Origin of the sequence: Halorhabdus sp. CBA1104, assembly GCF_009690625.1 — an archaeon.
Lineage (GTDB): Archaea > Halobacteriota > Halobacteria > Halobacteriales > Haloarculaceae > Halorhabdus.
Map to the genome: position 1 here is coordinate 821,705 of NZ_CP033878.1, position 25,966 is coordinate 847,670.

Here is a 25,966-nt window from a genome sequence, read left to right on the forward strand (position 1 = left end):
TTGTCAGCGCTGAGAACTGGAGTGGTAGCTTCAAGTCACTGGACGAACACTCACGAGACAATGGCCGAAATATACGACGAGCGCGTCAGTGCCCACCGGTTCGCGCCGGCGGCACCCGACGAACCCTACGTCTATGGCGCCTGCTGTCCGGGCTGGCACTCGACGGCAGATCACCACGAGGCCATCGACGAGTGGATCACGTTCATGCGCGAACACGACGTCGAACGCGTCTTGAGCCTCCTGGCTGGCTCCCAACTCGACCGGACGGACGCAAACGTGGCCAGATATCGCGAAGCGTTCGGCGACGAATCCGTCGCGCACGTCCCAATCTCTGACCACCACCTTGCCGATCGTGACACACTCGCCGAGGATGTCCTCCCGTTCCTCGAAGACGCGGTCGAGGGTCAACAGCGGGTCGTCGTCCACTGTCTCGCCGGGATCGGACGGGTCGGCCACGTTCTCGCGGCGTGGCTCGTCTCTGGCCGTGGGTATACGCCCGTCGAGGCCGTCGATACCGTCCGTGAGATGGGGCGCGTCCCAACGCAGGCCGTCGACGCCGGGAACGCCAGACGCGGTGAACTGTTCGAATTGCTTTCGACCTTCGAGTGATGGCCGGTGGCAGTTCCAACGAGTGTTTCGCGTATCACGGCTAGTCGGCTCCCTGCCTCCCGACACCTTTTGCTCTGGGCCGACCAAATCGAACTATGACTACGATCAAAGATAGCGTCCACGATCACATCGAAATCGAGGGCGTCGCGCGCGATCTGCTCGATACGCCTCCCGTCCAGCGACTCCGGCACGTCACCCAATTGGGCACTGTCTCATTGGTCTACCCGTCTGCCAATCACACCCGCTTCGAGCATTCCCTGGGAGTGTATTATCTCGCCGACCAGGCACTCGACCACCTCGGTATCGAGGGCCAGCAGGCCGAGCGCGTTCGCGCGGCTGCACTGTTGCACGACGTCGGCCACGGCCCCTACAGCCACAACGTCGAACCACTCATCTACCGCCACACAGGCAAGTACCACGACGACGTCCACGACCTGCTCGGCGACGGGGCCGTCGCGCGTGTCCTCGCCGAGCACGGGCTCAATCCGGATGCCGTCGCTGATCTGGTCGCGGGCGACGGCGAACTCGGCCAGCTCGTCTCGGGTGAACTCGACGTCGACCGCATGGACTATCTCGCGCGGGACGCCCACCACACTGGCGTTCCCTATGGCACGATCGATCACGGCCGCCTCGTCCGCGAGTTACGATTCCGCGACGGCGAATTGGTCCTCGCCGAAGGCAACGTCCAGACCGCAGAGAGCCTCCTGCTCGCTCGCGCGCTGATGACGCCGACCGTCTACAGTCACCACGTCGCCCGCATCGCCAAGGCGATGCTCCGGCGAGCGAGCGCGCGCCTCCTCGAAACGACCGAGACATCGGCGGGACGCTTTCGCCGGATGGACGATAAGGACCTCCTCGTGGCACTCCGATCGACTGCATCGACGACCGAGGTTGCTCGCCGCCTCACGTATCGAGACCTCTACAAACGGGCTGTCTGGGCCGAACGGGATGCGGTACCCACAGACGTTCTCGAGGCGTCCCAGGAGACGATCCGTGAGTTCGAACGGACGATCGCAGCCGAGGTCGACGTCGATCCTGCGTCGGTTATCGTCGACGTGCCCGACGATCCATCGATGGTCGAGTCGAGTTCTCGTGTGCTCGTCAACGGTGAGGTCCGCCGCCTCGGAGAACAGTCCACGCTGGTCAGTGCCCTACAGACAGCCCGCCGTGACCAGTGGCGACTCGGCGTGTATGCGCCTGCCGATGTCCGCGATCGCGTTGGCGACGTGGCGGTTCGAACCCTCGGCCTGGATATCGACGGAGCCCGAATAAGCGACACCCACCGAGGGGTTCACGCGACCCTCGACGAGTTCCAGTAACTGGCCGTCTGTGGGCGGCGAGGCGACGGTCAGGCCTCGCCGTCGTCTGCGGGATCGTACTCGAAGATATCCTCGATCGTACACTCGAAGTAGTGGGCGAGCTCGAAGGCTAATTCGAGGCTCGGATCGTACCGTCCTCGCTCGATGGCGTTGATGGTCTGTCGCGAAACATCGACGTCATCGGCGAGTTCACCTTGTGTTATATCCTTCTTTGCCCGCCAGACGTTCAGATCGTTCTCCATCGTCACATCTGCCGTCGGTAATACTCGTTTGCCACCTGCTGGAGGAAGACACTCCCGAGGGTACATCCCAGGAGTATCGGGACCATCGGCAGGTCGATCTCGGTCATCGTCAGCACTAACAGCACCACTGACAGACAGATCAGCAGCACACTCCACGAGATTGCGGTCGCTTTGTAGGTGATCTGTTTGCTTCGCTCGTCGGCGATTCCGGCCCGCTCTAACCGTTTGTAGTACCCGTACCCGGCCACACTACCGACCACCATCAACCCGATACCCATCCAGAACGGCGAGAATTCGGGAAGCGAATCCTCGACCATCGCACTGCCGAAACCGAGGACGAGGCCTGCAAGGACCGCACCCACGAACATGAGTCTGATCCGACCGAAGGAACTCCAGTTGTTTCGCATCATTATGTAAAGTACGCTTTCCTCTTTGGCTATAAAACTTTCCTAATTGTCGTCTTAGGTTGATGTCACTCGGGATCGGTCCCGTTCGTCCGGTCTCACGACAGCACGCTCGCAACTGATCCGACCACCACCCAGCGGGTGTCTCTGTCCACAAGTAACGACTCCCGACTCGAACGGACTGAAAGCGTCTGACTCCTCGAAACCGTCAAACCATGTTCGCCCGAACGAACGGGCATGGAACTGGAAGGGACGATACTCCGTGGGCGTGACTTCGAGCCGATCGATGGACGGGTTGTCCTCGAGGACGGCGAAATTGGCGCTGTCGAGGAGACCAGCACTGACAGCGACAATATCGTCCTCCCGGCGTTCGTCAACGCCCACACGCACATCGGCGACTCGATCGCCAAGGAAGCCGGTGGCGGTCTCAGCCTGGACGAACTGGTTGCGCCGCCCGATGGGCTGAAACATCGCTTACTCCGGGAAGCGACACGCGAGGAACTGATCGGCGCGATGGCGCGTTCACTCCAGTTCATGGAGCAAGCCGGGACAGGGGCGTTTATCGAATTTCGCGAGGGTGGTATCGAAGGTGTCGAGACGATCGAAACAGCCCTGGACGGACAGGATATCGAGAGCGTCATCCTCGGTCGTGAGACGGTCGAGGCGATGGAGGCAGCCGACGGCTTCGGGGCCAGCGGTGCCCGGGACGGCGAGTTCGGTGCCGAACGGACGGCGACCGCAAACGCGGGGAAACTTTTCGGCATTCACGCCGGCGAACGTGACAGCGCCGATGTCAACCCCGCACTCGATCTCGATCCGGACTTTCTGGTTCACATGGTTCACCTAGAGGACCTCCACTACGGGCGACTCGACGACGAGGAGACACCGGTCGTGCTCTGTCCGCGGTCGAACCTCGTCACCGGCGTCGGGACGGCTCCCGCACGCGAGTTACTCGACCGGACGACGGTCGCGCTGGGAACGGACAACGTGATGCTCAACAGCCCCTCGATGTTCCGGGAGATGGCGTTCGCGGCCAAACTCTACGATGTCTCCGCAAGGGAGGTCCTTCGCATGGCGACCGTCGCTGGGGCGGACATCGCCAATCTGAACGGTGGCGTGATCGAGCCCGGTCGCGACGGTCGCCTGCTCGTGCTCGACGGCGAGTCGGACAATCTCGCTGGCGCAGAAGATATCGTCCGTGCCGTCGTTCGACGCGCCGGTGTCGCCGACGTCACTGACGTCGTTCTCGGTGGCTCCTGACGGCCCACCGACACGAACTATTAAACGGCCTGTCGCCAAACGTTAACATACGTTCATGTACGATAAGATCCTCTTGCCGACTGATGGCTCTGAAGGGATGGAACGGGTGATCGAGCACACTGCCAGGTTGGCTCGCCATCACGGGGCGACGATCCACGCTGTCCACGTCGTCGACACGGCCACGATGAGCCGGATGCCTATGGAGACGTCCTGGGAAGCCGTCTCGGGAATGTTGCGCGAAGAGGGCCAACGGGCACTCGATCAGGTACGGGACAGTACCGGTGACGTCCCCGTCGAGGGATCGCTGACGGAAGGTGTCCCGAATCAGGAGATCGTCGAGTACGCCGAGCGCCACGATATCGACCTGATCGTCATGGGTACTCACGGGCGTGGCGGACTCGATCGGCTCCTGCTCGGGAGTGTCGCCGAACGAGTCATCCGGACTGCACCCGTTCCCGTGACGACGATCCGTGTCGCCATAGCTTCGAGCGAAAGCGAGGCCTGAGAGCGACCGCCCAGTGCAACTGCTTCAACCGGGTTAGCTGAACGGATAGTCCTCGAGCGTCGCCCCGTCAGGGTTCGGGACGTCGTCGTACAGCCGCCAGGACTCGACGTGCTCGAGTGTCTCGCCTGGATCGACAGTCCGCAATGGGCCGAGCGTCTCGATCTCCTCCATGTCCGCGTCGGTGTACACTTCGAGCGCACAGCCACGATCGGGATACGTCCCGTCCGGGTCGTATTCGATGGATTTTACGAAGGCGTGGCCATTGTTGACGTACCCGATCCACTCGTCGACGCCCGTCGACCCGACTTTGCACGCCCCGTCGCCGTCCGGATCCTGTTCGACCCGGAGGTGGCCATCGCGCAGTGACAGCCGATCGTCGCCCAGACTCGTGTACGGCCAGAACGTCAGCGAGCGGTCGGGGAGCCGGTCCTGGGTTCCGGCCCGTGCCGCCGGGAGAAATCCGGTCCCGCCGCCCTCCATGACGGTAATGCCCCAGGGAGCGAGTTCGATCGGCCACAGCCCTTCGTTCGTGACGCGATGGGTGACGGTGACTGCCGGTTCGTCGTCGACCATCTCGACGGTCAGTTCCTTCCGGATGTGGGTTCCCGACTCGGTGGGTTGGCGGAGTGTGACGGCCCCGTCACCGAGCTCGTACTCGACTGGCTCGTTATCGGGTGTCAACGTTCGGTCGCTGACTTCCGGGGCGTACCAGAGCCGATGCCCGCCGTAAATCCGGTACTCGTCACTCCCGCGCTCACCGAGATCCTCCGCTACTTGATGGAACTCGTTTGGGCCATCGACGAACCCGAACGAGACGATTCGTGGCCCAACCTCTGTCGTTGCGATCAACTCGATGTCATCGTTGCCGAGTTTGATGCAATCGTCCCAGCCAGCATACGAAATCAGTTCCGCAGTGGTCTCACCCATGGCTGGCGGTTCGACCGCACCCGACAAACAACTACCGAGAACTATCTATCCGCTTATATTTGGGACGAGAATCGAGGCGACGGCGATTCAGTGATCGCCGACGTCTTCGTAGACCCAGGGTTCGTCCGCCCGCTCGTAGTCGAGGAGTTCCTCGTCGTCGAAGAACAGCTCGATCTCTCGCTCGTTGGCACCCGGATCCTCGTGAGCCGAGCCGTGGATGATGTTCTGGCTCAGGTCGAGCCCGTAATCACCACGGATCGTTCCGGGCGCGGCCTCGGCGGGGTCGGTCGCCCCCATCATCTGGCGAACCTGTCGGGTCGCATCGGCACCCTCCCAGACCATCGCCATGACCGGGCCGGAGGTAATGAACGCGACCAGATCGTCGAAAAACGGCTTGTCTTCGTGTTCGGCGTAGTGCTCGTGGGCGAGGTCCTCGTCGATCTGCATGAACTTCGCACCAGCGAGCTTCAGCCCGCGATCTTCGAGGCGGGTGATGATGTCGCCGACCAGTCCGCGCTGGACGGCGTCGGGTTTTGCCATAACGAAGGTGCGCTCGTCGTGATGGCTCATTGTTCGACCTCCTCGGGTTCGCTGTCCTCGTCTGCTTGCTCGTCGGTCTCGTCTTCGTCACCGGCGTCATCCTCGGCGACGGCGGAGCCATCGTCGGTTGGGTCCGGCTCCGTTGCCGGCTCCTCTTCGACTGCCTCGCCGGCGGTCTCGCTGCCGGCTTCCGTCCAGGAGAGGTCCCGGGCTTCCCGACCGAGGTCTGCGTTTTTCTCACACTTGGCCGAGCAGTAGTGGATGGTCGTCCCGTCCGTTCGGACGAACATCGTCCCGGTGCCCGGCTCGATCTCGGCGCCGCAGTAGTCACATTCGCGTGTCTGTGGCATTATTGCCCTCCAATGGCGTCGGCCTCACGGGCGGTCTCCCGAAGCTGGAGGATATCCCCTTCGCGGACCGGCCCGAGGACGTTTCGCGTGATAATGCGGCCTTTGTTCTCGCCCTCGCGGATGCGGCACTTGACCTGCATGGCCTCGCCGTGCATCCCCGTCCGGCCCACGACCTCGATGACCTCCGCGGGCGTGGATCCGTCGTCTTCTGTCTCTTCAGCGCTCATTATTGGTCACCTCAGCGAAGGTCCTCGACCTTCTCGGCGATATCGTCGATGGTATCATCTGCGTCGCCCGCGTCGACGATCGCGGCCGCCGCGCTGCCGACTTCGAGCCCGGCAGCGTGGCCCAGATCGTCCTGGGCGCCGACGAAGATGAACGGAACTGACTTTTCGTCAGCCAGTTCCGGCAGGTGCATGACGATCTCTTCCGGCTGGACGTCTTCGGCGACGAAGATCAGATCCGCGTTGCCGCGTTCGATCGCCTTGGTCGTCTCGTTGGTTCCTTTCTTTACTTGGCCTGTGTCTCGCGCGATCTCGAGCGCCTCGAGGGCGTCGTCTTCGAGATCCGCGGGAACATCGAAATCGACGTATACTGGCATGATTGGATCACCTCCTGCACGTGGGCTCGCGCTCCCCCGCCGTTTCGGACCCGTGCCGGCCGTTCCGGCGGGCCCGACGTCGCCCGGCGAACCGACGTCCCCGGACGCTGTGAAAGTCCTAGATGGCTAGGAGCATCATCAACCCCGTGCAGGCTGTACTCCAACGTGGCCCGGCGGACGTAAAAGCGCTTTCGAAGCCACTTGCCCGTGGGAGCCCAGCACACAGGCCAACGACACCAACTACTGTGTCGAGCTGGTTAGCCGATCCATCGACGACTCGACCGCTTCGATCATCGCTACCTGCTGTTCCGTGTTCGCAACGATCTCCTGTACTTCGGCCGCGACTGTTTGGGCTTCCCCGAGCGCGTCGTCGACCATTGCCGCGATTTCTTCCGCACTCGCCGCCTGATCGTCGGTCGCATCGGAAACTTGACTGATCCCCTCGACCGTCGCAACCACTGTCTCGACTATCGCTTCGAAGCGGGACATTGCTTCATCGACCTGCTCGATGCTCTCGTTTACTTGCGTCGTCGTCCGCTCCAGATTTTCGACAGTCGACTGCGTTTCGGTTTGAATATCGCCGACCATCGCTTCGATGTCGCTGGCGTGGGTCTGGGACTCCTCGGCGAGACTCTTGACTTCGTCTGCAACTACGGCGAAGCCCTCTCCGGCTTCGCCTGCCCGGGCGGCCTCGATGGAAGCGTTCAGCGCCAGCATGTTCGTCTGGTCGGCAATATCGTTGATCACCTCGACGATCTCGTCGATCTCGTCGACGCGTCGCTGGAGCGCGTGGACATCCTCGGTCACCTCGTCAGCGGAATCGGAAGCCGTTTCCATGACGTTTACAGCCTCTCTGGCGGAGTCACGCCCTTCTTCGGCGAGGCTCTGGGCTTCGTTGCTGGTATCTTGGACTTCGTCGGCCGTCGATGCGATCTCTTCGATCGTCGCCGAGAGATCTGAGACTTCGGTTGCAATCTCACCCATGTCGTCGGCCTGCCCGCTCGCCAGACCTGAGATTTCTTGAGAGTACTCGGCGATTCCGTCGACGGACGCCTGTAACTGCTCGATGTCGCTATCTATCTCTGCGACGACTTCCTGTATCGTCGTTCCCATTTCGTCGACGACGTCGATGAGCGTGAGGAGTTCCTCGTCGAGAATACTCTCCGTGGCTTCGAAATCGACGGCCGCTTCGAGATGTCCGCGCTCGTAGGCACTGAGTGTCTGCTCGATCGCCTCTAACAAGTCGGCGCGTTCCTGACGGTACCGTGCCGAGTGCTTTAGATCCTGAACGATCTCGATGACACCGATCAGCTCGCCGTCCTCGTATATTGGGGTCGCGATGAACCAGATATCCCCACGCAGACTGGCCGTGTCTTCGTACACTGGCGTCTTATCGCCTTCGAGCATCACGTAGTCGTCGTCGACGACGCTAACCCCGGGAAAGTCGCTGTCTGCGCTCTGTGGTGATTCGAGTACTTTCTCCGCGAGGAGTGATTTCGATGGGTCTTCGTACAGTACGTGGCCGATGTTGTCGACGTCACGGACCTCGTGGTAGCTAACCCCGAGAAGCGACTCGATATGTCTGTTCCAGTTGACAACGGTACCGTCGTTGTCGAGGACGAGCGCCGGGAGGCTGATGACGTCCAGTACCGTTTCAGCATCTACGCGGTTCGTGGAGGGTGGTTGGGTCTGCTCTGTCATGCTGGTCCTGCTAGAATCTGATTCACACCCATCAGATAAAATAGCGATTATTGATTATCAATTCTGATAACATGACAATACAAGAAGGGGCGCGTCGGTTCGTGGTGGCCATGTGTTCGATTCAGCGTCCGGCACACCCAAGGTTCCACCCAGTCTACGCACTGGCGATGGGCCACTCGATTGGACGCAGGCTCCGGGCCGAAGCCCAACGGACCGACGAGCGCCGACTCGTCGTCTTAGCGGGAGAGTCCGGGACCCGTGAGCCCGCTTTGCGGGACGTCGTTGCCGACGCTCGCCTCGACAGTGAGACGCTCTCAGTGGTCAGTCAGGCGTCGCTCCTTGGATGTGAGCGGATCGACCCGACCCACAGCGATAAGCTTCTCGGACAGACTCGTGACGGTGTCGTCTACGACGCAACCGAACGATTCGATCCCGATGTACTCGCCCACGTCGTCGGTGCCATTGCGGGTGGCGGATTGGGCATCCTCTTGACGCCACCCCTGGATACGTGGCCAGATCGACGTGACCGCTTCGACAGCACGCTCGCGGTTCCGCCGTTCGGGGTTGGGGACGTGACAGGGCACTTCCGGCGGCGAATCGTCGCGACACTGCGGTCCCACCCGGGAATCGCGATCGTCGACACCGACACGGAGACCATCGAGAGCGACGGGCTGAGAGACCCTGCTCCGCGACTCCGGACGGCCGAGCCATCGACGCCGGACGACCATGCGTTCCCTGCAGCGGTCTATCGACGGTGTCGGACGGCCGATCAGGTTGAGACAGTAGCAGCCTTCGAGACACTCTTGGCGGCGGGGCGAGCGGTCGTTGTGGAGGCCGATCGCGGCCGGGGGAAATCGAGTGCTGCCGGGCTCGCTGCCGGAAGTCTCGCTGCAGCCGGGCGGGACGTCCTCGTGACGGCCCCCGAGCGTCGCAACGCCACGGAACTATTCGATCGCGCTCGGGAACTCCGGGCGGATCTCGATGCCGGAGGCGACGGTGGGGGCCAGTCTGAAGCGCCCTCCGATGGGGGTAGCGAGGACAGCCGACTGCCGATCGAGTTTGACGCCGGATCGATTCGGTACGAGCGCCCAGATGTTGCGGTCGAGCAGGCATCGGACGCGGACGTAGTGTTCGTCGACGAGGCAGCGGCACTCCCGGTCGCCGTCCTCGATGGACTGCTGGACGCCCGGAGCGTCGGCTTCACAAGCACTGTGCGGGGCTATGAAGGGACCGGCCGGGGCTTCGACGTCCGTTTTCGTGATCGGCTCGCCGAGTCGGACTTCGATGTAACAGAACAGCACATGGACGACCCGATCCGATACGCCGCGGGCGATCCGATCGAGACCTGGTTGTTCCGGGCGCTATTGCTGGATGCGACACCAGCCCCCGCCCAGCTCGTTACCGACGCGACACCAGAAAATGTGGCCTACCGGCAACTCGAATCCACAACCTTACTCGAAAACGAGTCCCTCCTGGGGGAGGTTTTCGGTCTGCTCGTCGTCGCCCATTACCGAACGGAACCGGCCGACTTCGCCCGATTGTTGGACGCACCAAACGTCTCCGTGCGGGCACTCACTCTCGACGGCCACGTTGTCTCGGTCGCGTTACTGGCAAGAGAGGGTGCACTGCCGGCCGATATCCGGGGCGAAATGTACGAGGGCGGCCGCGTCGCTGGCAACATGATCCCCGATGTACTGACGAGTCAACTTCGTGACGAGGCGGCAGCCGTCCCCAGCGGCCAGCGGGTCATGCGGATCGCTACCCACGATGCCGTTCGTGGACGGGGACTCGGGTCGCGGCTGCTGAGTGCAATCCACGACGAGTTCGCCGAGACTGTCGACTGGCTCGGTACCGGCTATGGCGCGACGCCGGAACTGGTCGACTTCTGGCGGGAGAACGGATACAGTACCGTTCACCTCTCGACCTCGCGCAACGAACGCAGTGGCGAGCACTCGGCGATCATGCTCAGGCCGACCTCACCAGATGGCGAGGAACTGCTCGATCGACACACTGGCTGGCTTCTCGATCGTATCGAAGGCACGCTCTCGGCCCCACTCTCTGCTCTCGATCCCGACGTCGTGCGGGCGGTCCTCCGATCGATCGACGAGCCGCCCGAACCCGATCTCAGTGACTTCGAGTGGCGCGTGCTCGCCGGCTCACCTCACGGTGCGGGACTGTACGATACCGCGCCGGCGGCGTTCGCCCGCTTGACACTCCGGCACCTGGTCGAACCCGCGGGTGAATCACTCTTGTCTGCCCGCCAGGAGCGATTACTAGTGACGAAGACTCTCCAACATCGGCCCTGGGAAACCGTTACTGACGCACTGAACTATCACTCCCGGCGTGAGTGCATGCGTGCACTGGGTGCGGCGGTCGGCACACTGATCGAAGCGTACGGCACTGACAACGCCCGTCGGGAATTCGATCGCTTCGAGTGAGTGTGTCACTCGGTCGGGAACCGAAACCTACACCCGCAGGAGTGACCGAAATATCGGTAGCAATGGCCGATTCACCGAACGAAGACCTCCGGAGCGCGGAGGTCACCGAGGGGGCCGATCGGGCACCCCACCGCTCGCTGTTTCGTGCTGCCGGATTGAGTGACGAGGAGATCCACAACCCACACATCGGGATCGCCAACTCCTGGAACGAGATCGTCCCGGGCCACGTCCATCTCGACGAACTCGCCGAGTACGTCAAGGAGGGTGTCCGGGAAGCCGGCGGGACACCGCTGGAATTCAACACCATCGCCGTCGACGACGGCATCGCAATGGGCCACGAGGGCATGCGCTCCTCGCTGCCTTCCCGGGAGGTCATCGCCGATTCTGTCGAACTGATGGCCAACGCTCACCAGTTCGACGGGATCGTCGCGCTGGCATCCTGCGACAAGATCGTCCCCGGTATGCTGATGGCGATCGCCCGGCTGGACATCCCGGCGATCGTCGTCACCGGCGGACACATGGCCGCCGGCGAATTCGAAGACGAACCCGCCGACCTCGTGACCGTCTTCGAGGGCGTCAGCCAGCACGAGGAAGGCGAGATGACTGACGAGGAACTGTACGAACTCGAATGTTCGGCCTGCCCCGGCGAGGGGTCGTGTGCGGGGATGTTCACCGCGAACACGATGGCCTGTGTCACGGAGACGCTCGGTCTCTCCTGGACAGAGTGTGCCACCCACGGCGCGACCGACGACCGGAAGTTCGAGATCGCCCGCGAAAGCGGCCGGCAGATCCTCGATCTCGTCAAGCAGGACGTTCGTCCCTCGGACTTCCTGACGCGGGAGGCCTTCGAGAACGCCGTCGCCGTCGATCTGGCTTTGGGTGGCTCGACGAACACGATGTTGCATATCCCCGCTATCGCCCAGGAGGCCGGCCTGGACATCACGCTCACCGACTTCGAGGAGATCGCCGAACGGACGCCCCACCTCGCGCACATGAGCCCCGCTGGCCCGTGGCGGATGGAACACCTCCGGGAGGACGGCGGCTTGCCCGCACTCTACCAGCGCATCGACGATCTACTCCATCTCGATCGGCCCACGATCGACGAGAAAACGATCGGCGAACGCATGGAAAGCGGCGACGCACCGGGCGAAGTCATCCAGTCCCGCGACGATCCGGTCCACGAAGAAGGCGGACTGTCCGTGCTGCGCGGGAATCTCGCGCCCGAGGGTGCAGTCGTCAAATCCGGTGCGATGGACGAGGACATGCACAACTTCGAAGGTCGGGCGCGAGTCTTCGAGTCCCAGCAGGCGATGCTTGCGGCCTACGACGAGGGCAATATCGAGCCCGGCGACTTCGTTGTCATCCGCTACGAGGGGCCAAAGGGCGGTCCGGGCATGCCCGAGATGCTCGAACCGACCTCGAAGATCAGCGGGTCGCCCCGTCTCTCTGGCGAGGTTGCACTCTTGACCGACGGCCGCTTCTCCGGCGGCACCCGCGGGGCGGCGATCGGCCACGCCAGCCCGGAGGCGGCCGCGGGCGGACCGATCGCACTCGTCGAGGAGGGCGACACCATCCGGATCGATGTCGACGAGGGCGTGCTGTCGCTCGACGTGTCGGACGAGGAACTGCGCGAACGGGCTTCTGAGTGGGAACCGCCGGAACTCGACGCAACCGGGAATTTAGAGCGCTTTGCCGCGCTGGCGACCAGTGCAGCAACCGGTGGCGTGCTGGAAGTGCCGGACCTGCCGACACCCTCGATCCAAGTGCCGGACGAAACGACTGGCGCGACCAGCGCTGACGACTAAAACCCCTCTTCCCACCGAAAGACGCCGTCTCTTTGAACGACCTCGCCATCGACGCTCAGCGTCGCATCTTCGCTCGTCTCGGCGATCAGATCGACGTGGATCGCACTGTCGTTGCCGGCTTCTCCGTCCGGCAGGCAGGCATCGTACGCTCGACCCAACGCCAGATGGACGGTCTCAGCCATCTTCTCGTCGAAGAGGATGTTGTCGGTGTAGCGGTCGATCTCGCGGTTCATGCCGATGCCGAGTTCTCCGAGTCGACGGGCACCATCGTCAGTTTCCAGCAATGCCGCAAGTGTTTCTTCGCCAGCGGCTGCCGAATAGTCGACGACTTCACCGTCCTCGAAGACGAGATGAACGTCCCGCAGCGTCTTCCCGCGGACCGTCATCGGCACGTCGAAGGTGACTTCGCCCTCGGCGTCAGCCGGTGCGGTAAAGACCTCGCCGCTGGGCAGGTTGTGCGAGTCGTCGGCCACTGACGCGGTGCTGTTGACCGCCGTGCGGCCCTCGATCGAGAGCGTGAGGTCGGTGCCAGGAGCGTCGATGTGGACCTCGCTCCCGTCATCGAGAATCGTCTTGAGTCGGTCCATCTCCTCGGCCAGGGACTCCCAGTCTCGCAGCGTGGCGTCGTAGACGAATTCGCGGTACTCCTCGAAGGCCATCCCGGCCTGCTGGGCGAGCGCTCGCGTCGGATGGAGTGTCGACACCCAGTCGGTCGCCAGGCGCGCCTCGCGGATCCCCTCCCGCGCTCGGGAGTGTGCCTGCTGGCGCTCGTCGGGCACGTCGGCCGTTCCGGCTGTGTTTCGTGATCCCTTCAAAATTAGGACGCTGTCTGCGTCCTCGTACAGTGATTTCTCGAAGGCTGGGTCGGTCTCGAAGTCCCCGTCATGTGCCCGGAGATACGCGCGTTGGATCTCGGCGGATCGATAGGCGCTGACGAGATTGGCCCCGCGGTCGCCGAGGGCTTTGGCGACCGCCACGGCCAGTTCGTGTGCTCCTTCGTCGACTGAGAGGACAACGTTGTCACCAGCCTCGATCCGTGCACTCCACTCGACCAAAATTTCGGCGTGTTCCCTGATGCGCTCGTCCATACACCCCAACCACACGGCCAAAAGAAAACGGCGGCGAAGCCGTTACGCGAGGTCGAAGGCGATGTAGCGCTCGTCGTTGGTCTCACTGATGTCGGTGCCGATCGAGACAGTGTCACCGACTTCGACGTCTTCACTGTCGGCCCGGACCTGCCCGGTCAGGCGCACGTCGCCGAACTCGGCGATTCCAAGCACGAAGGGTACGTCGTCCTCGAAAGCAGGCGTCGGGACGTGCGTGACGTTGTAGGTCAGCAGTTCGCCCGTTTCCGGTAGCGGTGCCTCGCCCAACTCGTCGCTGGCACATTCGGGACAGAGACGCCGCGGCGGGAGGGAGGCATGTCCTTGAGCACACTCGACGTAGTACGGCTCGCCATCTTCGAGGGCGTCCATGAAGTCGTCGTAGCCATCGTCACGAACGTCATCGCTCATTGTGCCACCTCCAGGACGTGAACAACAGCAGAGGCAACTGTCCCACCGGCGTTGTGCGTGAGACCGATCTCGGCATCCTCGACGGCATCGCTGTTGACGTGATCGCCGCGGAAGAGTTTCGTCATTTCGGTGATCTGGGCGACACCCGTCGCACCGACTGGGTGTCCCTTCGCTTTCAGGCCACCCGAGAGGTTGACGGGCAATTCGCCGTCGGCAGTTGTTTCACCTTCGCGGGCGGCGGTGATCGCCTCGCCCGGTTCGTAGAGGCCCAGCCCCTCCAGAGCAAGGACTTCGGCGATCGTGAAGCAGTCGTGGACCTCCAAGAAGTCGACATCCTCGGCCTCGATGCCGGCGTCGGTGTAGGCCTCTTTGGCAGCGTCGGCCGTCGCGGGCGTCCAGGTCAGGGAGTCACGGTGCTGTAAGGCGAGATCGTCGGTGCCCTGGCCCGTCCCGGCGACCGCGACGGCGGCATCCAGATCGTGCTCGGCAGCGTACTCCTCGCTGACGAGCACTGCGGCGGCCGCGCCGTCCGTGATCGGACTGGCGTCGAACAGTCCCAGCGGGTCGGCAACTGGGAACGCGTCCAGGACTTTCTCGACGCTGATCTCGGACTGGTACTGCGCCAGCGGGTTGTTCGCGGCGTTGGCGTGATTCTTGACCGCGACCTCGGCGAGGTCCTCACGGTCGCCGCCGTGGGTAGCGAAGTATCGTTTTGCCATCAGGGCATAGGCCCCTGGGAAGGTGATCCCGTGTTTGATCTCCCAGAGGTCGTCGGCGGCGACAGAGAGGCCACCGGTCGCGCCGGTCGTACCCATGTTGTGCATGCGTTCGACGCCGCCGACGAGGACGACATCGGCCGACCCGGCCCGAATGGCCTGCAGTCCCTGCCTGACGGCCATTCCGCCCGAGGCACACGCGCTTTCGACGCGTGTTGCAGGCACGTCCAATCCGAGCATCTTGGCCATGAGTGGTCCCATGTGACCCTGGCGCTCGGAGAGTTCGCCCATGAAATTGCCCACGTAGAGGGCATCGATCTCCTCGCGATCGATCGCGGCGTCTCCGATCGCGGTCTCTCCTGCCTCGGCGAATAGATCCCGGCCCGTTCGGTCGGGCATTTCGCCAAACTTCGTCATCCCTACCCCAGCTATCGGTGTTGACATATGTGCGTAATCCTCCGTCAGATCCGTCGTTCCACTCGTTGATATATTTTGAGTCCGACGCGTGTCGAAAATCCCGGCGTCGACAGCGTGATCGACGGCCGGTTCGATCCTCGATTCGTCGACCCCGAATCGCCAGCTTGTAGATTGACGGCGCCGAGACTGCCCTATCGAGCCGCCAATAGAACTTCGTCTATCGTCGAACCCTCGGTAGACGATAGTACAACTGATGGATTCGGATACGACACCTTCCGGGGCTGATTGGCACAAGCAACAGCTAATTAAACCTTTGTTCCGTACCCGCCGACAACATGGTTCAAACACTGGGCGTCGCGCTGGGCGCCGGGTTCGCGGCCGTTGCCGTCCTGTTGCATTACGTCAGCGGGACCGACTGGGAGCCCACTGAGGATATCTCCACTGAGGTACTGCAACGCCGGGCTACAGCGGTCCCGGAGACTGACTTTCCGGAACCGATGAACCGCGCAATCGGTGGCGGTGGCGCCACACTCCCTGCGGAAGGAGGGGACGCTGAACTCGCTGAAGGCGAGGCCGAAGCCGAAGCAGCTGGGTTCGATCCCGACGCCATTGCCGAGGACGACGTCGAGTATTACGAAGTCGAGTTCGCCAAAGAGGGCGAAACGATCGAGGTCGCCAACAACGAGACCATTCTGGAAGCTGGCGAGGAACAAGGTTGGGACTTACCATATTCCTGTCGGCAGGGCCAGTGTCTCTCGTGTGGCGGCCAAGTCAAAGACGGAAATGCCGCGGAGTCCATTCGCCACTCCAACAACGACACCCTCAGCGATGACGAATTGGAGAAAGGCTACTGCCTCACCTGTACGTCCTATCCGACGAGCGATCTGACGATCGAAACGAGCGAGACGCCCTGACCCAGTGCGGTTCACAACCGTTTTATTCGTCCCTGGAAAACAACCACGAGAGGGCGCGTAGCTCAGTGGACAGAGTACTTGGTTCCGGACCAAGAGGTCAGGGGTTCAAATCCCTTCGCGCCCGTAACATTTTGCTGCGAGCAATCCGCGAGCAGCAAATGTGCCATCGAAGGGATTTGAATCACGCGAGACGAATGAAGCGAGGGCGGAGCGAAGCGACGCCCTCGGAAGCGAGCGGTGGAACCGCGAGTGAGTCTCGCCATCGGGTTCAAATCCCTTCGCGCCCGTCCACCTTTTTACTTCGGAGGGTTTCCTCGCGAGCCTGCGGCTCGCTGTGGGAACCCCCCTCGCAAAAAGCTGGGCCAAAAACACCTCGACCTCGCTATCGCTCGGTCGAGCGAAACGGCTCGCAACGCTCGCCGTACATCAGCATCCCTTTGCGCCCGTCACAGATTTTTGCGGTCATAATCGCCCGACAGCATCGGGGTGATTTCCGAACCAACAGAGCGCCGGATGCTTTCGTTCGATGGGCGAGCAGGCGAGTGACTGGTACGGCAATTCGCGTACAGCCAAACTGGTGCCCGTCCAAGAGCTCAATCGCTGATTGATGGGGTGTGATTGCAGTCCGCAGAGAGGTGCGGTTCGATCCAGTCGCGGCCTGTCAGAAGGTCCATGCTGTATACAGGGGTTCAGTTCACCACCTGGGTGAGAGATCGCAGCAAGAGTCCCGTGCAAGTCACTCGAAGCTATCGGTCCGACGCTGCAACGAAATCCGCCACCTGACCGCGCATGTTCTCTCTAATCGAGTATATCGGGATTGTCCTGGTCAAGTGGGTCCTCGATATCGCCGATAATCGTTTCCAGTAGGTCGGTGACAGTTATCAGTCCAACCACCTCACCGTCTTCGATAACGAGCGCCATCTCTTGTCGTTCTGTCTGGAACTGATCAATCGCATCACTGACGTCGGTATCCGGTGAGAGTGTCATCGTCGGTGCTGCCAATTCAGTAAACGCACCGTTGTCAGCAGACAGTTCCTCACGGCGGTTGAACAGGGCCGGGCTGTAGACGATGCCATGGAACTCGGTGAGGTCCTCACCGATCAGTGGATACCGCGTGTGTGGCTGGGCTTCGAGTTTCCGGAAGTTCGATTCAGGATCGTCCTCAGTAGACAGCGCCACGATCTCCGCGGGCGGAATCATGATCTCTCCCACCGATTGCTCGCCGATGGCAAGAGCGTTCATAACTTCCTCACTGCGTTCCTCGGCCAGCTCACCCTCCTTGAGCACTGACCCAAGCTTGTTTCGGAGGTCCCCACGGGTTTCGATAACTTCCTCGCCGGTTTCGGTCCACGACTGGGTCATCTTGACGCCGAACAGACCGAGTGTGGCTTTTGCAACCGAATCACCGACCCAGATGGCCGGAGCGAGTATCTTGGAGAACCAGTACAGTGGCCGTGCGCCGTACTGGGCTACCTGTTTAGAGCGTTCGACGCCGAGATACGTCGGAGTCTGTTCGCCGTGGGTGAGATGGATCAGATTGATAAGGAGAAACCCGAGGAGTGAACCGGCCCCGATCGATGCGAGGGTCGTGTTCTCGAACAACGGTTCGAACAGGGCTGCTAGTCCGGGTTCAGCGATGATCCCCAGTGCGATACTGGTCCCAGAGATCCAGACCTGGCACGTCGTCAAATAAAATTCCAGGTCGTTGGTCATCTCCCAAGCGAGTTCGAGCCCAGGCGTATCGAACTCCGATTCGGGATACTGTCTAACTCGGGTCAGCGCGAATTCGATTGCGACGAAATACGCGTTCACCCCGATGAGGATGATACCACCGAGTATCCGCAACCCGATCTCAAGCGGCTCCATTGTCTGGCTACATCAATCCCAGACACAAAACAGTGTATAAATGAGAACAAATACGTCACTTTGACCGGACCAGACTGCAAGAAACGCGCGTTCTCTCTCGTGCAGGTGCTATCGTGTACTGATCTTCTGTTAGTGATTGCGTGACCGACTCAGACCCACCTGATGGAGCCAATGCTGTCTGCCAGTCCCACTTACGACTCCTGAGAGAGCCACGCGATGGCGTCGGGCCGGCATTCGAGTAGCGTTCCGAGGTGGTCGGCATCAACTGACGTGCACTCGCCGCCGACTTCGGTCACGAGATTGCGAACCGGGTCGAGTGGCGCGTTCTCGTCGGCCGTTCCGTGCCAGACACGGAGGGCGGTGTCGGGCAGGTCGAACGGCTGTGTCGTCGCCGCCGATCGCAGTTCCCGGACCGGAGCATGGGCACCCTGTTGGAGTGCTTCGTGGTAGTCGGCTGCGACTGTCTCGACAGTTTCGGGCGACAGGTCACGGTCGGTGAGTTGGTTGGCGACGGCCTCGGGACCAGACCAGCGGGCTCGCCAGGCCCCGAGTCGGAAGAACGCACGGAGCACGAACGGCACGCGAGCCAGCGTTGTGAGCACATCGCCGCCCCCAGGGATCGTCGCGCTGACGAGTGCGATCCGGGCCGTCCGGTCGCTAGTCGCGGCGGCGAGTGCGAAGGGCCCACCGCCGGAAAACCCCAAGACTGTCGCGGCTTCCACTGACTCGTGAGCAAGCAGCGCCTCGTAGTCGCCTCGCCAGTCCATCAGTCCTCGGTCTCCCGGGGGTGCGTCCGAGCGGCCGTATCCCGGTCTGTCAGGAACGAGTAGCCGAACCCCGGCATTGCTGGCAGGGCCGTCGAGCAACCGAGCGAACAGTCGCGAACCCGGGATGCCGTGATTGGCGACGACAGTCGGGCCAGCCGCCTCGCCGGCGACCGTGTAGGCTAGTGTCCGTCCGTCGGGAAGCCGACACTCGATCGTCTTCAGCCCGTCGACAGACATCGTGGGAGAAGACACACTAGACGCTACTGTTAACAGGGTAATTAACTGGTTCGGCTCGGACACCTGCCATCGAGTGAAGGCATGTCTCTATGTGGTCGATCACCCCACTCAATAGTTCGTACTCCCCGCCCGACCCCGACGTGCTGGATGCGCAGGGGCCAGTTCGTGACGAGGAAGTCACAGGAATCCCCGACTGACTTCTCGGAGGGGCTGGAGACTGCCACACGTACGGAGAGTCGACTCCCCGTCGCGTATTGAGACGCTTCTCGGGCGACGCGACATCGGTATCACTCCCGGCCTCGCTTGCACAGACCCCGCCCGCTGTCGTTCCCAACGGAGCCCAAAGTGTCGCTGGCTACCGATTCGATTTCCGCTTTTGCTTTGGATGGTTGGCGATAAACACGCTCGTGTTGTCGGGGACGTCCTCAGTCACCCAGGAGTTCGCACCGATGCTCACGTGATCGCCAACCTCGACCGTTCCGAGTACGTTGCTTCCGGCGCCGATAACGACGTGGTCGCCAATATTGGGGTGGCGATCGTAGTCTTTCGCGAGCATGTGGCCCTCGCCTTCTTCCTCTTCTTCGAAGTGGAGCGTGCCTAGCGTGACGTTCTGGTAGATTCGGACCCAGTTACCGACCGTCGCGGTCTCGCCGATGACGACGCCCGATCCGTGATCGATGAAAATGTACTCGCCAATCTCGGCGCCAGGGTGGATATCGATCCCTGTCTCGGTTCTCGCGTACTCAGCCAGTTCCCGGGCGTAGGCGAAAATATCTTCTTCGTAGAGGAAATGAGCCACGCGGTGGGTCAGTACAGCGTGAAACCCGGGGTACGATCGGATGATCTCGCAGTAGCTCTTTGCTGCTGGATCGCCCTTGTAGGCGGCTTCGACGTCTTTTTGAGGGCGCGTCGAATTGCCGGCAACTCCTCGAGCGTTCTGTCGACGATCGCGGCCACGGTATCCGCGTCGTGGTCCGAATAGGCCGAGATACCTTTCTGCATGCAGCGACCGAGTGCAGTCAGGCGAGTGTGGGTCTTCTCGGGATCGTCCAGCAACTCGGTCGCGTTCCAGCATCTGGGGAACAAAAGCTGTTTGAGAAGCGGGGGTTCCTCACGCAGAAACTCACGGGGTGGATACGTCCGTGAGGAATCCGTTGGAAACGGCGATTCGTCCGTTCGATACGAGTCGACGAGTTCTCTGTGGACGTCACCGGTGTACTCGTATTTCATTGGGTAGGTCTAATTAGAGCCGAACAAAATTCGTTGCGCTGTCGGCCGATAGACGACAGTCTGATTGACGGTTCTGGAGAAACGTTTCACACCGCTGGTTCCCGAGCGCGAACAGGTCGTCGATGAAACCCGGATCGCGGTCGATTTTCGTCGAGGAGTGGAACCGCTTGCCCATCTCGATCCGGTGGACGTTGGTCTGGGAGGACTCCGCTTCCGGGAGTTTCCGTCTGTGACCCACTCGTTGAGCTGCCCGCTGCATTCCAGTTCCGCCACACTCTCCGCGGAGAACCATGGGTCTTCGAAGACGAGCAACTCATTACGAGTCAGTTCCGGCTCGCTCACTGCGAAGTCATCACTCATCTCGAGTGTCTTTGCGGCCACGACGGATAATGCTAGCTCATGATAAGTCGGGCGGGACACCTTCGAACATCCGGGAGGCACTGTCACACCTGCGAGTAGTGACACTCGATCGCCAGGCGACCAGCCTTGTCATCTTCGTGTCACCCTGCAAGTGACCATACTGTTTAGCGGCGGGCTATCGTAACACGACACATGCTTTCGGCGTTCACGCCCGAACTGATCGGGGTCATGGCGGTTGTCATCGTCGTCGCTGGCGCAGTGAACGGCCTGGCTGGCTTCGGCTTCGCCCTCGTCGGGACGATGGCGCTGGCGACGGCCATCGATCCGACGACAGCCGTCGTGTTCATGATCGCGCCGATCCTGGGCGTGAACCTCTCGTTGCTGGGGGACCTCTCTGTCGAGGACGTGCGAACCTGTGGGCGTCGATTCTGGCCACTGATTGGCGCCGCGCTGATCGGGACACTGGTCGGATTGGTCGTCCTCGATCGCGTCCCACAAGGTCCACTGAAGCTCAGCTTGGGCGTCATCTCGCTGGGATTCGTCCTCAGCGCCCAGCAAATCGTCCCGATTCCGGGGCTCGACCGCGCCAAAGAAGGCTGTGTCGTCGAATCGACACCCGGCATGCTCGGTGTGGGTGCCGTCTCGGGACTCCTCTTTGGCGGCACGAACGTCGGCGTCCAGCTAGTGGCGTATCTCCGGAGTTGCAACCTCTCTCACGGGCTGTTCGTCGGGGTCGTGGCGATGGTCTTTCTGGGACTCAACGGCGTCCGGATCGGCGCAGCCGGCCTACTTGGACTCTATCCGAGCCTCGGAGTCGCCGTGGCCTCGTTCGTGGCGGTTGGCCCGGCTGTCGTCGGCGTCGCCGTCGGAAAGCGACTGCGCGCGGTCGTCGGCGAGCGCGGACGAGGGTTCATCGTCCGCAGTTTACTGACCGTGATCGGTCTCCGGCTCGTGAGTGGTGGGCTCGGGATCGCGTGAGCGCCCGCGCCAACGCGACACCGTCTTCGACTGTTTGGGACTCGCGTTCAGTGGTCCGTCAGCGGCTATCGAGCGCCAGTGATAACCCGATTCGCTGTCAATCGGCAAGTATGGACGCCCCATCGGAGCTAACGACCGCCCACGAGAGTGCGCTCAAAGCGGGTTCGATCATCGACGATCGGGTCGGGACTGATTTTCGGGCGGCCGAGGCGACTGTTGCCAAAGAAAGCGGAAACGACCTCGTGACCGACGTCGATCGGAACTGCCAGGCCGCGATCGTCGAGACGATTCGCGATCGGTTTCCGGACGACCGAATCGTCGGTGAGGAGGACGACCAGCCCAATGCGACCGGCGACGGTCGCGAGTGGATCGTCGATCCGATCGACGGGACGGCCAACTTCGCGACTGGCTTTCCCTACTACTGTGTCTCGATCGCGTTGCACGTCGATGGCGATCCCACAGTCGGTGTCGTCCACTCACCTGAGACGGCACTCGGAGAAACGTTCTACGCCGTTGTGGGTGAGGGCGCGTACTGTAGCACCACCCAGGACCTTGCTGGGGAACCGATCCACGTCAGCGATCACGACACGCTCGATGGCGCACTCGTCCAGGCGCGGCTCAGCGAACGGAGTGCCGCCCGGCGAGCCCGGGATCTGGCGGTCGTCGTCCCACTGCTCGAACGCGGAGTGAAACTTCGACGCACGGCGAGTACAGCGTTGAACCTCTGTCAGGTTGCGACTGGCAACGCCGATGGCTACGTCGTGGGATCGAGTAACGTCTGGGACTTCGCCGCCGGGGAATTGCTCGTCGACGAAGCCGGCGGGACCGTCAACCGACGGGAGACGACACCGATGGACGCACAGGTGATTGCTTCCAACGGCCACATTCAGTCGGCACTCGAAGGATTGGTCGAACACACGACTGGTCGCGGGCGATAACCCTCAGCCGACGCGAAACACGTAACTCCCCACCGGTCGACATCCCGATGTGGCGACGCCCCTTCGATTCCGGCGTTCGGACGAACGCTGGACTGGCGGCCGTGTACGTTCGGACCTCTATGCCGCGCTCGATGCAAATATCGGCGCGACGATGGACACGCCGTGGTACCGCCAGCCGGAGGGCTACGACGCGCGCCGATTCGATATGGACAACGGCGACGTCGCGCTGTTCGTCTGGGACGACAACCGTGGGTACTGGATGGGTAACACGGAGACTCCCAGAGCCCTCTGGGACACCGAGAAGTACACCTTCACCGAAGTGGCCGACCCGATCGCCGAGTGGGCCGAGCGGGAACTCCTCGCTCATCTCCACGAGGAAGCTCCGTGGCTGGAAGCGTACCCGCACATCTCGACGTTTTTCCTGCCGGTCCTGCTCTCGAAAGATGGGCGACATACCACCCGGGAGTTCTTCTATGAACACGCCGCGGGCTTTCCCCATTCCTCGCGGGAGGCAGGCCTCTCTTATTACGAAGAGTTCCTCGCGACCGATCCGTTCGACGACCGGTACGTGATGGCAGCGAAACTCGGGACGGCCAAACAACTCGATCTGACGCGCATGAGCGCGGCGATGAGCGAGTTCACCGTCGCGAAACTGCTGCTCGACGCGGGGTACGACGTCACTCCCGAGATCGACGTGACGACGGGCCACGCGATCGACTTTCGGGCCGACCGTGACGGAACCGGGCATCTGGTCGAAGTGACGCGTCCGCTCGCGCCCAGCGACCGCAGCGCGGGATCGGCTGTGAAGTCGATCCGTGAGACCGTCCAGACAAAGACGTCCGGCCAGTTGCAGCGCCACGGTGGTGGTGTCACGCTGTTCGTCGATTGTTCGTCCTTCGACGATGGAGAGTGGCAGGCGCTCCGTGCGGACCGACCTGACGTCGGCCACCGTCCGGCGGTCGTCTTCCGTGTCTGTCCCGGCGAGGAGACAGCCGCCTATCCGATCGGGTCGGTCCCGATCGATCTCCCGTCGTCCGTCACAGACGCCTAATCTGGAGGTGAGTCCTGTCCGAGGTCGGACAACTAGCGTAGCTTTGCCGTCCCGGAACTGAGCCGGAATCGAGACGTTGATGCTTTCGACGGGCCGATGGTCCGGCGTGACCTACGTCGCTGACGAACAATCGAATCCGTTCGGCGTCGAGCCCGATTGTGATCGGTTCGTTCCCGGCTTCGGTGACGTCGAAGCGGACTTTCACGTCATCGGTGATCATCCTGGCGTCCACGGCGGCGTCACCTCGGGCGTGCCGTTCACCGAAACTGACGATGCCAAGGCCTTCCAGCGGGCGCTGGTGCGAGCTGGGTTGCTGGACAAAACTGGGACGCCGCCGACGGTCGACCGGACGTATTTCTCGTATCTGCACCTGTGTGTCCCGGATCGGACGCCAACCGAGGCCGAGTACGACCGATATGCCACGTTCGCCGAGGCTGAGATCAGGGCTATCACCGCCCACGTCCTCCTCCCGGTCGGCGAGCGTGCGACCCAGTGGGTGTTCGAGAACATGACGACCAGATCGACCGACGAGATCGACATGCAGGCATTGCACGCCACCGAGGTCCTCGGTAGTGGGTGGCTCGTCTATCCCGTCGCCGAACCGGCGACGTGGACCGACGACGACGGGCAGCAACTCAGTGAGGCACTGATCGAGCTTCAGGAGCGCGATTATCGCCGTGAGGCTGATCTGGGCCGGCTGGTCGGCGGTGACGATCCTTATTTCGTTCGGTAGCCGATGTCTGGATGCGCGCCGAAAAGACCGCCAACCGACCGTAGCCGATCGCTTGTACCCTTAGAACTCTCCCAAGAACTCGGCGAAGTCTCCCGTCAGGAAAGTCGCGTACTCCTGGATGCCGAGGATCAACGAGACGATCAGCACGATCAAGACCGGCACGCGGACAGTCCACAGCCAGACCGACCCGATCGCGCCGAACCGACCGATGCCTTTGCTCAGCTCGCCGAGCGCTTCGTCTGCATGCACCCAGACGACGAGGGTGACGAGTAAAATCCCGCCCGTCAACAGCAGGATCTTCGCCGCGAGGATGTCATAGAGATCGACCATGACGGTGTCGATCGTGACTGGCGCACCGAGCAGGAATATCAACCCGCCGATGATCGCCGTTGCAGTGAATCGATCGAAGCCGAATTCGTCGATCGCATAGGAGACGACAACCTCGATGAGGCTGATCGCCGAGGATAGGGCCGCCATCGCGACGGTGCCGAAAAACAGCACGCCGACGACTGTTCCCAGGGGAATGCTCCCGAGGGCTTTGGCGACGCTGACGAAGATGGCCCCCGCCCCCGGATCAGCTGGGCTGACGTCTGCCGAGAACAGGATCGGGAAGACGATGAGGCCGGTCAGGATCGAAATGCCCGTATTGAACACGACGATGCTCGCCCCGTCGACACCGAGGTTCTCGTCTTCGGACAGATACGACGCATACGTGATCATCACGCCCATCCCAAGCGAGAGTGTGAAGAATGCCTGGCCAGCAGCCGCAGGCACGATACTCTGCCAGTTAGCCAGCAAGTATCCCAGATCCGGCGACAGGTAGTAGCTGTAGGCTTCGGCCGCACCCGACAGCGTGAACGCGTAGACGGCAAGCGCCGCGAAGATCACGATGATGGCCGGCACCATGATCTTCACACCCAGTTCGATCCCTCGCTGGACGCCCAGCGCGACGATCCCGACGACCAGTAGCATGAACAGCCCGTGGAACAACAACGCGTCCCAGCCAACGGAGATTTCGCCGAAGTATTGGGCTGCCATCGATGGTGCGCCCTCTGCCACGTCACCCGTGTAGCCCCCGCTCGCGCTCCCGAGGATGTATCGCATGACCCATCCACCAACGACACTGTAATAGGACATGATGACGAATCCGATGAAGACGAACAGGCCGCCGAGATACTTCCATGCACCCCCGGCGAATTCGCGGATTGCACCGACCGTGTTCAGCCCCGTCTTCCGGCCGACGACGAACTCGACCATCATCGCCGGGAAGCCGATCAAGAGGACGAACGCCAGGTACATGACGAGGAACGCCGCCCCACCCTCCTGACCGACCTGGAAGGGGAACCGCCAGATGTTGCCAAGCCCGACGGCACTCCCCACTGCCGCCAGGATGAATCCGATTCGTGTCGACCACGTTTCACGTTCTGCACCACTCGTACTCATACACTGGGAGCCTTTCCCAGCCCCGTAAATTAAAACGTCGATATTTGCCGGGATTTGTCAGGGGAATAGTGTGACGATTTTCGAGGACGTATGGGGGACAG

The 25,966-nt window shown here is 62.1% G+C and carries 26 protein-coding genes, 1 tRNA gene and 1 pseudogene; 12 read left to right on the top strand and 16 right to left on the bottom strand.

Annotated elements, in window-relative coordinates; all coding sequences use genetic code 11:
- The first annotated feature begins 60 nt into the window (after window positions 1–60).
- Window positions 61–609: a dual specificity protein phosphatase family protein gene (locus Hrd1104_RS04230; RefSeq protein WP_154551579.1), complete on the top strand. Its 549-nt coding sequence runs from the start codon at window positions 61–63 to the stop codon at window positions 607–609.
- A 95-nt stretch (window positions 610–704) separates the two neighbouring features.
- Entirely contained in the window at window positions 705–1,928 is a 1,224-nt protein-coding gene (locus tag Hrd1104_RS04235) for an HD domain-containing protein (RefSeq protein ID WP_154551580.1), read from the top strand.
- Window positions 1,929–1,957: 29 nt separating this feature from the next.
- On the opposite strand, the gene Hrd1104_RS04240 is transcribed toward Hrd1104_RS04235, so the two are convergent.
- Window positions 1,958–2,170: a helix-turn-helix transcriptional regulator gene (locus tag Hrd1104_RS04240; RefSeq protein WP_154551581.1), complete on the bottom strand. Its 213-nt coding sequence runs from the start codon at window positions 2,168–2,170 to the stop codon at window positions 1,958–1,960.
- A 2-nt stretch (window positions 2,171–2,172) separates the two neighbouring features.
- Window positions 2,173–2,580 carry a DUF2178 domain-containing protein gene (locus Hrd1104_RS04245; RefSeq protein ID WP_154551582.1) on the bottom strand — a complete coding sequence of 136 codons (408 nt, stop codon included), beginning with the start codon at window positions 2,578–2,580 and terminating at the stop codon, window positions 2,173–2,175.
- A gap of 231 nt (window positions 2,581–2,811) precedes the next feature.
- Here Hrd1104_RS04245 and Hrd1104_RS04250 point away from each other — a divergent pair, with 231 nt between their 5' ends.
- Window positions 2,812–3,834, top strand: coding sequence for an amidohydrolase family protein (locus Hrd1104_RS04250; protein ID WP_154551583.1), 1,023 nt, complete (start codon window positions 2,812–2,814; stop codon window positions 3,832–3,834).
- Between the two features lie 55 nt (window positions 3,835–3,889).
- The gene (locus tag Hrd1104_RS04255; RefSeq protein WP_154551584.1) at window positions 3,890–4,339 is read left to right on the top strand and encodes a universal stress protein; all 450 of its coding nucleotides are present in this window, start codon (window positions 3,890–3,892) and stop codon (window positions 4,337–4,339) included.
- A gap of 33 nt (window positions 4,340–4,372) precedes the next feature.
- On the opposite strand, the gene Hrd1104_RS04260 is transcribed toward Hrd1104_RS04255, so the two are convergent.
- The 6 genes from Hrd1104_RS04260 to Hrd1104_RS04285 all read right to left on the bottom strand — a co-directional run bounded on the left by Hrd1104_RS04260 (window position 4,373) and on the right by Hrd1104_RS04285 (window position 8,458).
- Window positions 4,373–5,266: a hypothetical protein gene (locus tag Hrd1104_RS04260; RefSeq protein WP_154551585.1), complete on the bottom strand. Its 894-nt coding sequence runs from the start codon at window positions 5,264–5,266 to the stop codon at window positions 4,373–4,375.
- 87 nt (window positions 5,267–5,353) lie between these two features.
- Complete coding sequence (gene ndk / locus Hrd1104_RS04265) at window positions 5,354–5,836, bottom strand: nucleoside-diphosphate kinase (protein ID WP_154551586.1); 483 nt, start codon at window positions 5,834–5,836, stop codon at window positions 5,354–5,356.
- Window positions 5,833–6,156 carry a 50S ribosomal protein L24e gene (locus Hrd1104_RS04270; RefSeq protein ID WP_154551587.1) on the bottom strand — a complete coding sequence of 108 codons (324 nt, stop codon included), beginning with the start codon at window positions 6,154–6,156 and terminating at the stop codon, window positions 5,833–5,835. The genes ndk and Hrd1104_RS04270 overlap by 4 nt, the downstream gene beginning before the upstream one ends.
- Entirely contained in the window at window positions 6,156–6,383 is a 228-nt protein-coding gene (locus tag Hrd1104_RS04275) for a 30S ribosomal protein S28e (protein ID WP_154551588.1), read from the bottom strand. The genes Hrd1104_RS04270 and Hrd1104_RS04275 overlap by 1 nt, the downstream gene beginning before the upstream one ends.
- 11 nt (window positions 6,384–6,394) lie before the next feature.
- Window positions 6,395–6,757: a 50S ribosomal protein L7Ae gene (gene rpl7ae, locus Hrd1104_RS04280; protein WP_154551589.1), complete on the bottom strand. Its 363-nt coding sequence runs from the start codon at window positions 6,755–6,757 to the stop codon at window positions 6,395–6,397.
- A 240-nt stretch (window positions 6,758–6,997) separates the two neighbouring features.
- Window positions 6,998–8,458 (bottom strand): methyl-accepting chemotaxis protein, encoded by a 1,461-nt coding sequence (locus tag Hrd1104_RS04285; protein WP_154551590.1) that lies wholly within the window; start codon window positions 8,456–8,458, stop codon window positions 6,998–7,000.
- Window positions 8,459–8,625: 167 nt separating this feature from the next.
- Here Hrd1104_RS04285 and tmcA point away from each other — a divergent pair, with 167 nt between their 5' ends.
- Window positions 8,626–10,896 (top strand): tRNA(Met) cytidine acetyltransferase TmcA, encoded by a 2,271-nt coding sequence (gene tmcA, locus Hrd1104_RS04290; protein WP_154553190.1) that lies wholly within the window; start codon window positions 8,626–8,628, stop codon window positions 10,894–10,896.
- A 62-nt stretch (window positions 10,897–10,958) separates the two neighbouring features.
- The gene (ilvD, locus tag Hrd1104_RS04295) at window positions 10,959–12,701 is read left to right on the top strand and encodes a dihydroxy-acid dehydratase (RefSeq protein WP_154551591.1); all 1,743 of its coding nucleotides are present in this window, start codon (window positions 10,959–10,961) and stop codon (window positions 12,699–12,701) included.
- Here the strand turns inward: ilvD and Hrd1104_RS04300 are convergent.
- The 3 genes from Hrd1104_RS04300 to Hrd1104_RS04310 are packed head-to-tail and all read right to left on the bottom strand — an operon-like array spanning window position 12,698 to window position 15,348.
- Window positions 12,698–13,789, bottom strand: a complete 1,092-nt coding sequence (locus Hrd1104_RS04300) for an aminopeptidase (RefSeq protein ID WP_154551592.1) — start codon at window positions 13,787–13,789, stop codon at window positions 12,698–12,700. The genes ilvD and Hrd1104_RS04300 overlap by 4 nt on opposite strands.
- Before the next feature lie 42 nt (window positions 13,790–13,831).
- A complete protein-coding gene (locus Hrd1104_RS04305) occupies window positions 13,832–14,215 on the bottom strand; it encodes a Zn-ribbon domain-containing OB-fold protein (RefSeq protein ID WP_154551593.1) in 384 nt (127 codons plus the stop codon).
- Window positions 14,212–15,348, bottom strand: coding sequence for a thiolase domain-containing protein (locus Hrd1104_RS04310; protein WP_370454828.1), 1,137 nt, complete (start codon window positions 15,346–15,348; stop codon window positions 14,212–14,214). The genes Hrd1104_RS04305 and Hrd1104_RS04310 overlap by 4 nt, the downstream gene beginning before the upstream one ends.
- A gap of 335 nt (window positions 15,349–15,683) precedes the next feature.
- On the opposite strand from Hrd1104_RS04310, the gene Hrd1104_RS13515 reads away from it, so the two are divergent.
- Both Hrd1104_RS13515 and Hrd1104_RS04320 read left to right on the top strand, forming a co-directional pair.
- Complete coding sequence (locus Hrd1104_RS13515; protein ID WP_154551595.1) at window positions 15,684–16,262, top strand: 2Fe-2S iron-sulfur cluster-binding protein; 579 nt, start codon at window positions 15,684–15,686, stop codon at window positions 16,260–16,262.
- Between the two features lie 51 nt (window positions 16,263–16,313).
- Window positions 16,314–16,386, top strand: a tRNA-Arg gene (locus Hrd1104_RS04320).
- Between the two features lie 674 nt (window positions 16,387–17,060).
- Here Hrd1104_RS04320 and Hrd1104_RS04325 read toward each other — a convergent pair.
- From Hrd1104_RS04325 to Hrd1104_RS04340, 4 genes and pseudogenes are all read right to left on the bottom strand, one after another.
- The gene (locus Hrd1104_RS04325) at window positions 17,061–18,128 is read right to left on the bottom strand and encodes a CNNM domain-containing protein (RefSeq protein WP_154551596.1); all 1,068 of its coding nucleotides are present in this window, start codon (window positions 18,126–18,128) and stop codon (window positions 17,061–17,063) included.
- A gap of 191 nt (window positions 18,129–18,319) precedes the next feature.
- The gene (locus Hrd1104_RS04330; protein WP_154551597.1) at window positions 18,320–19,132 is read right to left on the bottom strand and encodes an alpha/beta fold hydrolase; all 813 of its coding nucleotides are present in this window, start codon (window positions 19,130–19,132) and stop codon (window positions 18,320–18,322) included.
- 355 nt (window positions 19,133–19,487) lie between these two features.
- A pseudogene (gene epsC / locus Hrd1104_RS13555) lies at window positions 19,488–20,362 on the bottom strand (serine O-acetyltransferase EpsC).
- Window positions 20,363–20,375: 13 nt separating this feature from the next.
- A complete protein-coding gene (locus Hrd1104_RS04340) occupies window positions 20,376–20,654 on the bottom strand; it encodes a hypothetical protein (RefSeq protein WP_154551598.1) in 279 nt (92 codons plus the stop codon).
- A 260-nt stretch (window positions 20,655–20,914) separates the two neighbouring features.
- On the opposite strand from Hrd1104_RS04340, the gene Hrd1104_RS04345 reads away from it, so the two are divergent.
- The 4 genes from Hrd1104_RS04345 to Hrd1104_RS04360 all read left to right on the top strand — a co-directional run bounded on the left by Hrd1104_RS04345 (window position 20,915) and on the right by Hrd1104_RS04360 (window position 24,422).
- Window positions 20,915–21,700 carry a TSUP family transporter gene (locus tag Hrd1104_RS04345; RefSeq protein ID WP_154551599.1) on the top strand — a complete coding sequence of 262 codons (786 nt, stop codon included), beginning with the start codon at window positions 20,915–20,917 and terminating at the stop codon, window positions 21,698–21,700.
- Between the two features lie 110 nt (window positions 21,701–21,810).
- Complete coding sequence (locus tag Hrd1104_RS04350; protein WP_154551600.1) at window positions 21,811–22,638, top strand: inositol monophosphatase family protein; 828 nt, start codon at window positions 21,811–21,813, stop codon at window positions 22,636–22,638.
- A gap of 49 nt (window positions 22,639–22,687) precedes the next feature.
- A complete protein-coding gene (locus Hrd1104_RS04355) occupies window positions 22,688–23,689 on the top strand; it encodes a DUF5784 family protein (RefSeq protein WP_154551601.1) in 1,002 nt (333 codons plus the stop codon).
- A gap of 106 nt (window positions 23,690–23,795) precedes the next feature.
- Window positions 23,796–24,422, top strand: coding sequence for a uracil-DNA glycosylase family protein (locus Hrd1104_RS04360; RefSeq protein ID WP_370454829.1), 627 nt, complete (start codon window positions 23,796–23,798; stop codon window positions 24,420–24,422).
- A 60-nt stretch (window positions 24,423–24,482) separates the two neighbouring features.
- Here the strand turns inward: Hrd1104_RS04360 and Hrd1104_RS04365 are convergent, their stop codons facing one another.
- Complete coding sequence (locus tag Hrd1104_RS04365) at window positions 24,483–25,865, bottom strand: sodium-dependent transporter (protein ID WP_154551603.1); 1,383 nt, start codon at window positions 25,863–25,865, stop codon at window positions 24,483–24,485.
- Between the last annotated feature and the right edge of the window lie 101 nt (window positions 25,866–25,966).